The sequence below is a fragment of the Vibrio sp. B183 genome, from assembly GCF_000740665.1.
In the GTDB taxonomy this organism is placed as follows: Bacteria; Pseudomonadota; Gammaproteobacteria; order Enterobacterales; family Vibrionaceae; genus Vibrio; species Vibrio coralliilyticus.
Window position 1 is genome coordinate 270,694 of sequence record NZ_JPQB01000002.1, and the last position, 12,631, is coordinate 283,324.

Below are 12,631 nucleotides of genomic sequence, written 5' to 3' on the forward strand. Positions count from 1 at the left end.
AAGCTGGCACAAGGTAAAGAAGCTAGGCTGAGATAGGAACGGAAGGTTTCTTACTGGTTCTGAAAAAGCTAAAACCGTGTTTTTAGCTTTTTTGAGAGCATATGTGTATAGAGTAAATAAAAAGCCCCGCTCAATGAGCAGGGCTTTAGAAAGGGAAAAGTTTGCTTGATTAAAGCATCTTACGTGCAGCTTCAACCACAACTTTGATTGAACGCGCTTCTGTTTCTTTTAGCGTTGAATGGTCTGGGATCTCTTTCTGAGTACGGTTGATGATAACACCCGCCACACAGCCAGCTTTCAAGCCTGAGCTCGCACACATGGTTAGCAGTGTTGCAGACTCCATTTCAAAGTTCAGCACACCCATATCTTGCCACTCTTTCATAGAGCCTTGGAAACGCTTCACTACACGGCCTGAGAAAGTATCGTAACGTTCCTGACCTGGGTAGAACGTGTCACTAGATGCAGTTACACCCATGTGGACATCTGCACCAGACTCTTCAACAGCAGCTTTCATTGCTGTAGCTACTTCAAAATCAGCAACTGCTGGGAATTCCATTGGAGCAAAGTGAAGACTTGCACCATCTAGACGAACAGAACCTGTTGAAACGATCATGTCACCAACATTAACGTGTGGCTGAATTGCGCCCGTTGTACCCACGCGTAGGAAAGTACGAACACCTAGCTGCGCTAACTCTTCAACAGCGATTGAAGTAGAAGGGCCGCCGATACCAGTAGAACAAACAACAACCGGCTTACCGTCTAGCTCAGCACGGTAAAGCGTGTATTCGCGGTGGCTTGCCAAAAATACCGGATTCTCCATTTCTTCTGCGATCTTTTGAACGCGCGCAGGGTCACCTGGAATAATCGCTAATGTTGCACCTACAAGATCAGCTTCAGTAACGCCTAAGTGAAATACGGCTTGAGACATAGGGGGCTCCTTAGTTTGACGAAACTTGGTTCAACACACGAACCTGTTCGTTCTATAAATTTCATCGGGTACAGGAATACTTTATCTAACTCACGCCCACCAAAGAGTGATAAAACTCACAATGATGAGCGCAAACAATATTAGCATTGCACATAAAATCGGTTGGCATCACACTTTTATACAAATTGGCTTCTCGTGTTGCATAAAAAACAGCCTCTGTACCTTGGATACAGAGGCAGAGCGTTTAATCAGAAACGTCCTTTTTGAACTAATCCTGCTGAGATTTGAATTTCAACAGTCGAAGCGCATTCAATGTCACAATCGCTGTTGCCCCACTATCCGCTAAAACTGCGACCCAGAGACCAGTGATACCCAATAAACTAGTGACTAAGAACACGCCCTTCAGACCCAGAGCTAAGAAGATATTCTGACGAATATTGCTTAGTGTCGCACGCGACAGCTCAATCATACCTGCCAGCTCCACTAAACGGTTGTGAGTGATTGCAGCATCTGCGGTTTCAAGAGCAACGTCCGTACCGCCACCCATAGCAATACCGATGCTTGATGCTTTCATCGCAGGAGCATCATTGATGCCGTCACCAACCATAGCGACATTCGCGTTGGAGGACAGCTCCTCAACATAGGTTACTTTATCCTGAGGCAGCAGGCTGGCTTTGAAATCAATGTCGATCATTGAGCTGATCGCTTGCGCACTGCGCGGGTTATCCCCCGTTAACATAATCGAATTGATGCCTAAGCCTCTCAACGCTTTCACTGCTTGCGCGGAGTCTTCACGCAAGGTATCTTGCCAAGCAATCAGGCCCATTACTGTGTTTTCGTTCTGCACGGCTACTACTACCGTTTTGCCCTGCTCTTCCATCTGCTGGATACGAGATTCGATATCACCGCTCATCTCAAACCCAAGCTTACTTGGTGCAATTGCCTGATACACAACCCCATTCACCACACCGCGAACACCACTACCTATCAATGCCTGTTTGTCCAAAGCTTCTGGTAAGTGAATACCTGCTGATTTGGCTTTGTTAACCAGCGAGACAGCCAGCGGATGACTTGAGCCGACTTCGATAGCCGCAATGTTCTCAAGCAACTCCGACTCTTTCACATCACCAAGAGTAATGATGTCCGTTACTTCCGGTTTACCTTTGGTCAAAGTACCCGTCTTGTCGAAGGCGATGGTTTCAATCTTTCCAAGCTGTTCTAGCGCCGCTCCGCCTTTGATTAGAGCCCCACGTTTTGCTGCTGCCGCCAACCCTGATGTAATCGCTGCTGGTGTGGAGATCACCAAAGCACAAGGACACGCAATCAACAGCAATGCTAGGCCGCGGTATACCCAAGTTTCCCAAGGCTGAGCAAAGAACATTGGCGGTACGATAATCACAAACAGCGACACCAGCATCATGAGTGGCGTGTACCAACGGCTAAATTTATCTAAGAAACGTTCCAGAGGTGCTTTACGTGATTCTGCTTCTTCAATCAGATGAAGAATACGATCAATGGCGTTCTCACCTTGTTTAGAGGTAATCGTGAAGCGCACCACTTTGTCCACCACAACGGCACCAGCCATGACAGATTCATTTTGGTAACGCTCGACAGGAATGGATTCACCGGTGAGTGCACTTTCATCGAAACTGGCTACTTCACCGACCAATTTACCATCTGCAGGCAATCTTGCTCCGGGCGAGACCTCGATGATATCGCCAGGTTGTAACTCACTGGCTGAGACTTCAACGCGCTGACCGTCAATGATTTTGGTCGCGGTTTCCGGCACCAATTCCATCAAGGCTTGCACGCCGCTGCGGGCACGAGAAGCCGCAAAGGCCTCTAACTGCTCACCAATCAAAAACAGCAGTAATACCATAGCCGCTTCGACGGTTTCCCCCAGATAAAGAGCACCAAGTGCTGCCACACTCATCAGAGTTTCAATAGCAAAGGGCGTACCTGATTTGGCTAATACAATGGCTTTCTTACCGATGGGATACAGGCCAGCCAAACACGTTAGGATAAACATCCATTCGCTGACTAGAGGAAGAGCCGGTTTGAGCACTGCTGCAACCGCCATCGCCGAAGCAATGGCAATAATCTGGGCGTTTTGCTTGAAGATATGTTTCCAGCCAGAAGCCGTTTTTTGATTAGAAGAATTGGGGCTGGCAAAGCTAAAGCCAGTATCAAGAATAGTTTGTTCAACCAGTTGCGCCACACCAGAGTGGTCTACTTTTACAACCAATTTTTCTGTCGCAAACAGAACTTTTGCTTCAACAACACCATCAACTTTGTTAACGGCAGTTTCAATTTTTCGCGCGCAGGATGGGCAGTCCATACCACCGATTTTCCAGCTTTGCGTCATTCGAGGGTTTTGTGACAGACCGGAGTCACTTTCCTCATCAGCTGGATCAGTGCCACTACCACAACTGTCTGAACTGCAACAACCAGAATCCGCCGTTTCTACGCCTGCCATCTTAATAGTTGAAATTTTTGGGCTGGCACAAGAGCCTGTATTTGAAGGATTAACCGCCACTTTGTCTGAACGACATGCTTGATGTTTGGTGCACATAAACTTATCTCCATTGAATGTACACCTTAATCATAAACCTTGGAGTCTACTCCAAGGTCAACTATTTTTTGCTTCCTGAGGCAAAATTTCTTTCTGACTGGCTACTTCATCAATCAAGACTGCATCATGAGTACAAAACGGCTGAGAGTTGATACTGGTAATCGACGGATCTTCCTCCACCAGCTCAGTGGATTCACCTTTCATTAAATCGGCCAAGTGCATGCGTAAAACAAAGGTCGCTAGGATGCCAAATACAATCGAGCCAAGCGCTTGACCATACAGCACGCCCAGTGCCCCAAACCAACTCGAGCCTAAATAAACAAACGGCAACGTGCCTAACGTCGCTTTGCCTAAGTTTAATGCTGTCGAATAAAGCGGTTTACCAAGATTATTGAAAGAGGTGTTGGCGACAAATTGCGCCCCATTGAAAATAAAGCTCACGGCCACATAGGTACAAAAGGCGGAGACGATAACGGCGGCATCACCTTTCAAGCTGAACCCAGAAATCACCAACGATTGTGCGAAGTAGAGAATGAAGCAAACCAGAATCGTGTAGGTGGTGGTCACGATTAGTGAATTGTTTAACGTATCACGCACTCGATCAAATCGCTCTGCTCCGAAGTTTTGGCCTATGATTGGCCCGACCGCGCCTGACAGAGCAAATATCACCGCGAAACACACTGGAATCAGACGTCCGATAACCGCATAACCTGCGACAAAATCTTCGCCATATTGTGCGATTGACGTTGTTACGATTGCGTTGCCAATCGGGGTCGCGATATTGGTGATAATGGCTGGAATCGCAATAGTCAGAATTGCTTTGAGATTGTTACTCCACGCAGGCAGCGACAAGCGCGCAACCAAGTTATGAACACGAATCAGAGGATAGATAGAGAAAAACAGCACGGTAAATCGGGCAAAGACGGTGGCAATTGCAGCGCCTTCCACATTCCATCCAAAACCAAAGATGAAAATTGGATCGAGAATAGCGTTAGCAATACCACCTGCCAGTGTCGCCCACATTGAGCGTTTCGCATCTCCAGCTGCTCTTAAGCCCGCGCCCGCAGACATGGCAATGGCAATCACAGGGCCACTCGGAATAAGGATTCTCAAATAAGCTTCGGCGCGCTCTGCCACGTACCCTTTAGCACCTATCGCGTGCAGCAATTCGGGAATATAGAAAAACATGACCACACTGACTACGCTGCTGATGACAAAAGCGGTGGCAATAATGCTGCTACTCAGTTGTCTGGCATGATCGCGCTGCTTAGCCCCTATCGCCTTAGAGACCAGTGCCCCCATTGCGATGGATGTACCAATAGAAATTGAAGTAGAGAAAAACACCAGTGTACCAGCAAAGCCGACCGCAGCCGCCAGCTCCACTTGCCCTAACATACTGATAAACAGCATATCCAGTAAGTCGACAACAAACAGGGCCATTAAACCAACAGAACCTGCGCCGGACATCACCAATATGTGGCGCATGGTTGAACCTTCAACAAATTTAGCGCTCTGATTCTGCATGCTTCTCCCCGGACTTTGCAGGTATCAATAACAACAAGAGGCGCATATTTGCGCCTCTTTTACAGTTTGTAACACTTCACTATACCGGATGCTTAAAGCAATCGTCCAGATTCTTCGCCACCGCTCTGAGCACATCTCGACGCGTAATAATGCCGACGAGCTTGCCGTTATCAATCACCGGATACACTTTCGGTTTACCCACTTGCATCATATCTGCCAGCTCAATAATCGAGGTATCTGGACCAACCGAAATAACATCAGGATGCATGCAGTCCGACACAATGTGAGTATCCTGACAGTAGTAACTGACCTTAACCAGTTTATCTAGCAAGTCATGTCCTGAAAGAAAACCAATCACTTCTTCTTTTTCGTTAATAACCGGTCCACCGAGATAACTCGACTTCATCACTTTTTCCAGCGCAGCACTTAGTGACATTTCAGGTTTAAACGTCACGGCTTGCAATGTCATGTAATCTCTTACTTTCAATGATTCCATTTGTGTCTCCTTAACGAGCAAGTCACGCTTGCCATATTGTAATTGTTGTCTAATTTCTTGATTTTACTAAATTGAAAACAACAATTTTTCCAATAGGCGTTACCTATCACAAAACTACTCGCTGGGACAGTTAGCCTGAGCGTCACGTGCCGCCAACCAGCTACTGAATAGTGAGACGCAAAATGGCACGCAGTAGGTCAAAGACGCTTTGGCCCAATTCACAGAACCTTCTCCCAGAATTGCATCATACTGATTGATCAGATTGAGTAAGGTGCCCACCACCGCCGCAATGATCAGCGCTCTTTTCGCCATTTGCATATTCATCTTATTGAGCCTTATGTTTGTATAAGTACTGTGTTCTCTGAATAAACTATAGTTAGAAGATAGAAAGCAGTTAAGGATGAGGCTCGTGAATTCGACATTTTCAGCGGCAGTCGCCAGAAACCCAGACCTCATGCATGCTGTTTTTGAATCACTGCCTGAACCGACCTTTCTGATCAATAAATCCGGTATCTATGTTGAGGCTTGGGGTGGCACAGACACCAAACGCCATCACAACCCAGCATCACTAATCGGGCTCAATCAATATCAGGTGCTACCTGCAGACAAAGCAGTGTGGTTCAGTCAAGTGATTGTTGATGTCATCGATAATCAAAAACCCGCTGAGCTCAGCTACTCGCTTGATCCCAAAGACCTCACTTGCTTTGAAGGCATCCAGGGACCAGCAGAGATCCAATACTTTAGCGCTCTGGTAATCCCTTTACCCAATACGGAGTATGTGCTTTGGACCGTACGCAACATCTCTGAATATCAACGCGCTCTCAATAAACTGGCAGAGCAGCAAAATGAGCTCGAGCGGCTGACCTTAATGGAGCACTTGACCCAAGTTTATAACCGCTATGCCATGGATGCTTTATTACCAGATTCTATTGATCTGGCAAGATTAAAGGGCATGGGAGCAGCCGTGTTTATGATCGATATCGATTGCTTTAAAGAGTTCAATGATCACTATGGGCACATCAAAGGAGATGAAGCATTAAAAGCGGTCGGTAGTGCAATCAAACAGTGGGCGCACAACAACGATCTTTGCTTTCGTTATGGCGGCGATGAGTTTCTGGTGTTTGTTCCCGGCATATCGGAACATATGTGTATTCAGCACGCACAAGACCTACTTGATGCGATCGCGCAACTCGCGCTAGAGCATAGGACATCACACGTTTCTCAATACCTGACAATTACCGTTGGGATTCGTCATTGCGATCCAATCCCCGCAGATATGACCGCAGAAAAGTTTGTGGGAATTGCAGACAAAGCCTTGTTCTTTGCCAAAAAACACCAACGAGGCACCATCCACAAAATGTAAATCAAATACAAAACAGGCCCGTCATCAAGAAGGGCCTGTTTCTTTATGATTTCCAACGTTCAGCAGCTTTCGCATCCGACTCTCGGGATTCAACCCAGCGAGTCTCTTCCGTAGTGCGTTCTTTTTTCCAGAATGGTGCTTTGGTCTTTAGATAATCCATGATGAATTCACAAGCTTCAAACGCCGCACCGCGGTGCGCACTAGATACACCAACAAATACGATTTGATCGCCAATATCCAAATCACCGACACGATGAATGACACGAACATCAAGCAAAGGCCATCGCTGCTCAGCCTGCTGACAAATCTCGCCAAGTGCTTTTTCTGTCATCCCCGGATAATGCTCCAGAGAGAGCCCTGTAACATTGTCGCCAAGGTTCATATCTCGTACTTTGCCAACAAATGTAACGACGGCGCCAGAGGCTGTGCCCTGTGCGAGAGCTGCGTACTCAGCGCCAACAGAGAAATCTTCGAACTGAACAGACACACGTTCCATCATTAACCTCCTGTCACAGGAGGGAAGAAAGCCACTTCATCGCCATCGTTCAAAGGATGCTCAAAAGGCACAATGGACTGGTTAACCGCTGCCAGTAATTTACCAGGCTCCAGCGCTAAGTCCCATTTACCTTCACGGGTAGCAAGGTCTGCGCGTAGTGCTTCAACGGTCTCAAAACGAGCTTCTAGTTCAAGTTCATCGGTATCAACCAATTCACGGGTCTGAGCAAAGAACAGTACTTTAATCATGCATCCACCTTAAAATGACCTGACTTGCCGCCGGTTTTCTCCAGCAGACGAACCTGACCAATCACCATGTCTTTCTGCACCGCTTTACACATGTCGTAGATGGTTAACGCAGCCACTGACGCCGCAGTTAGGGCTTCCATCTCAACCCCGGTCTTACCTGCAAGTTTGCACACAGACTCAATACGAACCATGTTTTCAGATTCAATCGCTTCCAACTGAACTTCAACTTTTGAAAGAAGAAGCGGATGGCAAAGCGGGATCAGATCCCAAGTTTTCTTCGCTGCCTGAATACCTGCAATACGAGCGGTCGCAAACACGTCCCCTTTATGATGTTGACCCGAAACGATCAACTGCAAGGTTTCCGGTGCCATATGAACAAAAGCTTCAGCTCGCGCTTCACGCACAGTGTCATTTTTTGCCGATACGTCGACCATATTGGCTTCACCGGAGGCATTAATGTGAGTGAACTGACTCATAGTGCTACCTGCTTATACAGAAAGGTGTGGCATGAAGTTACAAGGGCGATGGCTGGCATCCAACTGCTGCTTAATGATTTTTGTCCAGCCAGTACGACAAGCACCTGTCGAACCCGGCATTGCAAAGATGACAGTATGGTTCGCAAAGCCCGCAATCGCGCGTGATTGAATGGTCGATGTACCGATTTCTTCGTACGACACCTGACGGAACAGCTCACCAAAACCTTCTACTTCTTTGTCAAACAGAGGTTTCAGTGCTTCAGGTGTACTATCGCGAGAGGTAAAACCCGTACCACCGGTAATCATCACAGCTTGCACGCTTTCATCCGCAATCCACTGAGAAACGATCGCACGGATTTTGTACATATCGTCAATCACGATCTGCTTGTCCACAACGTTGTGACCCGCTTCTTTTGCGTTCTCAACCAGATACGCGCCAGAAGTATCATTTTCTTCTGTACGTGTGTCAGAGACGGTTAACACGGCAATGTTTGCTGGTTGAAATTTACTTTCTGCGTGACCCATTTGTTCACCTACCTATTTCGATTTGTTCAGATTGCGCCAAGCTGAGGCTTAGCCCAACATAATATGATTTGAGAATTGAGTATCAGCGTTTAGCCGCCAATCGACGCCAGATGCGGCGTCATGCCCGCATTACCATCGTGGAGGAAGTGGCTCACTGATTTAGTCTGTAACTGCTCCTGAATACGCTGAATTAACGCATTTTCTTGCGAGTCTTGCTGTAATAAATCACGCAGCTCAACACCATGTTCACCAAACAGACACAGGTGCAATTTGCCTTTGGCCGATACACGTAAGCGGTTACAGCTCTCACAAAAGTCTTTCTCATAAGGCATAATCAGACCGATTTCGCCTTGATAGTCAGGATGAATAAACACCTGAGCAGGCCCATCGTTGTTTGCACGCGCTTTAAGTAGCCAACCATTGGCAATCAGCTGATTACGAATCGCTACACCTGAAACATGATGATTGTGGAAGAGCTGATCCATCTCACCAGTTTGCATCAGTTCAATAAAACGCAGCTGAATTGGGCGGTCTTTGATCCAGTTTAGAAACGCTGGCAACTCATGAGAATTGAGGTCTTTCATCAATACCACGTTCACCTTGACCTGCTCATAGCCGACTTCAAAGGCGCGGTCGATACCAGCCATCACTTCGGTAAATTTGTTTTCACCAGTGATCTGATAAAACATGCGAGGATCGAGGCTATCAACGCTAACGTTAATATGTGTCAGTCCAGCCTGCTTCCAGTCAGCAACCTGCTTCTCCATTCGGTAGCCATTGGTGGTCGTTGCCACCTTACCGATGCCTTTGGTCTCGGCCACAGTATGAATGATATCAGTGAAGTCTTTACGCAAGCTCGGTTCACCACCAGTAATACGGACTTTCGACGTACCACAGTCAGCAAACGCTCTAACCACACGTTTGATCTCAGGAAGCGTTAAAAAAGACGAGTTTTTCTTTCCCGAAGGCTTATAACCATCAGGCAGACAATATGTGCATTTAAAGTTACAGACATCTGTAACAGAGAGACGCAAGTAATAAAACTTGCGATGAAATCTATCTTCGAATTGTTGCGCCACGGAACACCTTTCCAAACACGGGAGGCGATAATCATTTCCAATTATGCCCTTGTGACAATTTGTCACTGGCTCAGCACGCTTATTCACTATGAACTTAGCCTGATGAGCTCGGAGTTATGGCAACTGCCTATTAAGACCAATGCTTAACAACAGTAGCTGACGATAAAATACTTAATAATTGTGCGTGTTTCTACCCTCAAGATAAAAAAATCACACCCAACGCCCAAAATACCCCGTATTGAGTACTTTGAACGGTTCGATTATTCTAGATTGTAGATGAATATGATCAAATAAGAACAAAATTAATGACTCTGTACTGCACGAAAAAAGTAGTCGCCGTTGGTGGTGGTCACGGCCTTGGACGCATGCTGGCGGCTTTGAAAGACTTTGGTGAGAATGCGACAGGCATTGTTGCCACTACAGATAATGGCGGCTCAACTGGTAGGATACGTAATTGTCAGGGCGGCATCGCTTGGGGTGACACCCGCAACTGCATCAACCAGTTAATTACCGAACCCTCAATCAGTTCGATGATGTTTGAATATCGCTTCAAAGGGTCTGGCGAATTGGATGGCCACAACTTAGGTAACTTAATGCTGACTGGCCTCGATAACCTGTCAGTTCGACCTTTGGATGCCATCAACCTTATCCGTAACATGCTTAAAGTCGATGTGAATATCATCCCAATGACAGAACACCCTGCTGACCTTAAAGCGCTTGCTCCTAACGGTCAGTGGGTAACAGGAGAAACCAGTGTCGATGAAATGCCTGAAAAACTGGTTCGTCTCGACTTGGAGCCTGAAGTTCCCGCAACCAGTGAGGGTGTACTTGCGATAGAACAAGCGGATGCGATCATTCTTGGTCCGGGCAGTTTTCTAACCAGTATTATGCCACCATTGCTGTTACCTGAAATTGGCCGCGCAATCGAAAACAACCAAAAGGCCCAGCTTGTTTTCGTTGAAAACCTCTCTCCTGAATACGGTCCTGCGGGTAAGATGACTCTGAAAGAAAAACTGGAATGGTGCGAGCGTGCCTGCCGCGGTAGAAAAATTGATGTGGTTTTGGGTGAAGAACCTCACCCTGAATTAAGCGATTGGAATTGCATAACAACACCTCTCGCTTCACCAAATCGAGACTGGCGACACGACAGAAGCAAATTGCAGTCTGCCGTTGAGTCGTTATTGTGCGAGTAACGCTTTATAGCGCTGTTGGGTTTCACTCAGCAGCGCAACCATCTGTTGCTGTGTCGCTGAGATATCGAGCGTCTGACCTGATTTAGCTTTCGCGTCCACTTCCACCGCATACGCACATAGAGATTCAGCCCCGAAACTTGCAGCACTGCTTTTCAGGGCATGGCTAATTTCTTTGAGATAAGCATCTTTATCCAATCCTTCATCGGTACTGAGCTTTTCGATGTACTGCGCTAGTTCCCCAAGAAAGATATCAAGCAAAATCGGTACATTGTCAGCACCAATTTCACTTGCCAGTCGGTCTATTTTAGTTTGATTTAACACTTCCATGATCGATTACTGTGTTTCCTTCGTGTTCCAGTTTTGCAGCTTGCGATAAAGCGTTGATGGACTGACGTCTAAATAGCCCGCGGCTTTAGGAATATTCCCTTCACAGGCCTGAATCGCTTGCTCAATAGCTTTCTTCTCTGTTAACCACAGAGGGAAAATGTCATGCACAGAAAAACTGTCTTTGTCCTGCAAGTCTACCCTGATCTGATTTTCGACCGGCTGATTCAATGGAGGCGGCAACATATCCATGGAGATGTTTTCACCGTTGTTAAGAACCACGACGTTTCTCAGTACGTTTTGCAATTGACGGACATTACCCGGCCACTCGTATTGAGCGAAGCGGCTTACGACTTCTGGTGCCAGTCGGACAAAGTCTTTTCCTTCCTCTTTAGACATAAAGCCTAGCAGAGAATAAGCAATTTCTATGACATCATCGCCACGCTCCCTCAAAGGAGGTAGGTGCAAAGGAATTACGTATAAACGATAATATAAGTCTTCACGGAAGCGACCTTCCTGCACCTCTTTCCAAGGGTCTCGGTTGGTTGCACAGACGAAACGCACGTCGACGCTTTTCATTTTCGAAGAACCGACTTTCTGGAAGGTACCCGTCTGAATAAAGCGTAGTAGCTTAGTTTGCAGATCCAGATCCATCTCACACAGTTCGTCAAGGAACAGCGTGCCTCCATCAGCCAACTCAGCCGCGCCTTGTCGATCAGTGGCAGCGCCGGTAAACGCGCCTTTCACATGACCAAACAATTCACTTTCAATCAGATCTTTTGGAATAGCCGCACAGTTGATCGCGATGAAGGGCTTGTCACCACGCTTACTTGCCGCATGAATGGCCTCTGCACACACCTCTTTACCCGTACCACTTTCACCAGTGATGAAAATACTGGCTTTACTGGATGCGGCGGAGTCGATGGTACGATACACAGCCTGCATAGTGTGGCTACTACCGATAAAGCCTTGATAATTCTGGTTACCCGGATTATCAGCTTCATTTTTCAACTTGGTCGCTTTGCGAATAGCGTTGTTAACCGTGACACGGAGTCGGTCTGCTTCACACGGTTTGATAAGGAAATCCTGAGCACCATGGCGCATCGCTTCTACAGCGGTATCAATCGAGCCATGGGCCGTCATGAAGATCACTGGAACATCAGGCATTTTCTGTTTCACTGCATGCAAAACATCCATACCTGTCATGTCGGGAAGACGAAGGTCCAATAGGATTAAATCAGGAGTGCGAAAGTTGAGGCTTTCAATGGCATCACGCCCGGTACCAACAATGTTGATATCGATACCCAGAGGGGTGAGATAAGAACGGTACAACGCCGCGACCGACGCAGTATCTTCAACCATCAAAAGATATTTGGACTTTTGTGTTTGCGTATTATGTTGCATAAC

At 46.9% G+C, this 12,631-nt stretch carries 14 protein-coding genes and 1 riboswitch; of the genes, 2 read left to right on the forward strand and 12 right to left on the reverse strand.

The window, feature by feature from the left end:
* Positions 1-169: 169 nt before the first annotated feature.
* The 5 genes from udp to nrtS form a co-directional block, all read right to left on the reverse strand.
* Entirely contained in the window at positions 170-928 is a 759-nt protein-coding gene (udp, locus tag IX95_RS01405; RefSeq protein WP_038156181.1) for a uridine phosphorylase, read from the reverse strand.
* 268 nt (positions 929-1,196) lie between these two features.
* The gene (locus tag IX95_RS01410) at positions 1,197-3,500 is read right to left on the reverse strand and encodes a zinc/cadmium/mercury/lead-transporting ATPase (protein ID WP_038156183.1); all 2,304 of its coding nucleotides are present in this window, start codon (positions 3,498-3,500) and stop codon (positions 1,197-1,199) included.
* A gap of 57 nt (positions 3,501-3,557) precedes the next feature.
* Entirely contained in the window at positions 3,558-5,024 is a 1,467-nt protein-coding gene (locus IX95_RS01415) for an MATE family efflux transporter (protein WP_038156185.1), read from the reverse strand.
* 79 nt (positions 5,025-5,103) lie between these two features.
* Positions 5,104-5,520, reverse strand: a complete 417-nt coding sequence (locus tag IX95_RS01420) for a CBS domain-containing protein (RefSeq protein ID WP_006963008.1) — start codon at positions 5,518-5,520, stop codon at positions 5,104-5,106.
* A 114-nt stretch (positions 5,521-5,634) separates the two neighbouring features.
* Complete coding sequence (nrtS, locus tag IX95_RS01425; RefSeq protein WP_038156187.1) at positions 5,635-5,844, reverse strand: nitrate/nitrite transporter NrtS; 210 nt, start codon at positions 5,842-5,844, stop codon at positions 5,635-5,637.
* A gap of 85 nt (positions 5,845-5,929) precedes the next feature.
* Between nrtS and IX95_RS01430 the strand changes: the two genes are divergently transcribed.
* Positions 5,930-6,883: a GGDEF domain-containing protein gene (locus tag IX95_RS01430; protein WP_038156189.1), complete on the forward strand. Its 954-nt coding sequence runs from the start codon at positions 5,930-5,932 to the stop codon at positions 6,881-6,883.
* 43 nt (positions 6,884-6,926) lie between these two features.
* Here IX95_RS01430 and moaE read toward each other — a convergent pair whose 3' ends face one another.
* From moaE to moaA, 5 genes are all read right to left on the reverse strand, one after another.
* Positions 6,927-7,382 carry a molybdopterin synthase catalytic subunit MoaE gene (gene moaE / locus IX95_RS01435; protein ID WP_038156191.1) on the reverse strand — a complete coding sequence of 152 codons (456 nt, stop codon included), beginning with the start codon at positions 7,380-7,382 and terminating at the stop codon, positions 6,927-6,929.
* Positions 7,382-7,627, reverse strand: coding sequence for a molybdopterin synthase sulfur carrier subunit (gene moaD / locus IX95_RS01440; RefSeq protein ID WP_038156193.1), 246 nt, complete (start codon positions 7,625-7,627; stop codon positions 7,382-7,384). Before moaD ends, moaE begins: the two co-directional genes overlap by 1 nt.
* Positions 7,624-8,103: a cyclic pyranopterin monophosphate synthase MoaC gene (gene moaC / locus IX95_RS01445; protein WP_006963013.1), complete on the reverse strand. Its 480-nt coding sequence runs from the start codon at positions 8,101-8,103 to the stop codon at positions 7,624-7,626. The genes moaD and moaC overlap by 4 nt, the downstream gene beginning before the upstream one ends.
* A 12-nt stretch (positions 8,104-8,115) precedes the next feature.
* Positions 8,116-8,628 carry a molybdenum cofactor biosynthesis protein B gene (gene moaB / locus IX95_RS01450; RefSeq protein WP_006963014.1) on the reverse strand — a complete coding sequence of 171 codons (513 nt, stop codon included), beginning with the start codon at positions 8,626-8,628 and terminating at the stop codon, positions 8,116-8,118.
* Between the two features lie 89 nt (positions 8,629-8,717).
* Positions 8,718-9,707, reverse strand: coding sequence for a GTP 3',8-cyclase MoaA (gene moaA, locus IX95_RS01455; protein ID WP_038156196.1), 990 nt, complete (start codon positions 9,705-9,707; stop codon positions 8,718-8,720).
* A riboswitch (molybdenum cofactor riboswitch) is annotated at positions 9,696-9,833 on the reverse strand. Its footprint overlaps the gene before it by 12 nt.
* Before the next feature lie 179 nt (positions 9,834-10,012).
* Between moaA and IX95_RS01460 the strand changes: the two genes are divergently transcribed.
* The gene (locus IX95_RS01460) at positions 10,013-10,900 is read left to right on the forward strand and encodes a YvcK family protein (protein ID WP_019275535.1); all 888 of its coding nucleotides are present in this window, start codon (positions 10,013-10,015) and stop codon (positions 10,898-10,900) included.
* Here IX95_RS01460 and luxU read toward each other — a convergent pair.
* Positions 10,886-11,230, reverse strand: coding sequence for a quorum-sensing phosphorelay protein LuxU (gene luxU, locus IX95_RS01465; protein ID WP_029236080.1), 345 nt, complete (start codon positions 11,228-11,230; stop codon positions 10,886-10,888). The two genes, IX95_RS01460 and luxU, sit on opposite strands and share 15 nt — an antisense overlap.
* Before the next feature lie 3 nt (positions 11,231-11,233).
* On the reverse strand, positions 11,234-12,628 hold the full coding sequence (gene luxO / locus IX95_RS01470) for a quorum-sensing sigma-54 dependent transcriptional regulator LuxO (RefSeq protein WP_019275536.1): 1,395 nt from the start codon (positions 12,626-12,628) through the stop codon (positions 11,234-11,236).
* Positions 12,629-12,631: the final 3 nt, after the last annotated feature.

Excerpts from the sequence above, each read along its gene's own strand:
- IX95_RS01420 (WP_006963008.1), bottom strand. The coding sequence starts at position 5,520 with ATGGAATCATTGAAAGTAAGAGATTACATGACATTGCAAGCCGTGACG.
- udp (WP_038156181.1), bottom strand. The coding sequence starts at position 928 with ATGTCTCAAGCCGTATTTCACTTAGGCGTTACTGAAGCTGATCTTGTA.
- IX95_RS01460 (WP_019275535.1), top strand. The coding sequence starts at position 10,013 with ATGACTCTGTACTGCACGAAAAAAGTAGTCGCCGTTGGTGGTGGTCAC.
- moaE (WP_038156191.1), bottom strand. The coding sequence starts at position 7,382 with ATGATGGAACGTGTGTCTGTTCAGTTCGAAGATTTCTCTGTTGGCGCT.
- moaD (WP_038156193.1), bottom strand. The coding sequence starts at position 7,627 with ATGATTAAAGTACTGTTCTTTGCTCAGACCCGTGAATTGGTTGATACC.
- IX95_RS01415 (WP_038156185.1), bottom strand. The coding sequence starts at position 5,024 with ATGCAGAATCAGAGCGCTAAATTTGTTGAAGGTTCAACCATGCGCCAC.
- nrtS (WP_038156187.1), bottom strand. The coding sequence starts at position 5,844 with ATGAATATGCAAATGGCGAAAAGAGCGCTGATCATTGCGGCGGTGGTG.
- moaB (WP_006963014.1), bottom strand. The coding sequence starts at position 8,628 with ATGGGTCACGCAGAAAGTAAATTTCAACCAGCAAACATTGCCGTGTTA.
- IX95_RS01410 (WP_038156183.1), bottom strand. The coding sequence starts at position 3,500 with ATGTGCACCAAACATCAAGCATGTCGTTCAGACAAAGTGGCGGTTAAT.
- luxO (WP_019275536.1), bottom strand. The coding sequence starts at position 12,628 with ATGCAACATAATACGCAAACACAAAAGTCCAAATATCTTTTGATGGTT.
- moaC (WP_006963013.1), bottom strand. The coding sequence starts at position 8,103 with ATGAGTCAGTTCACTCACATTAATGCCTCCGGTGAAGCCAATATGGTC.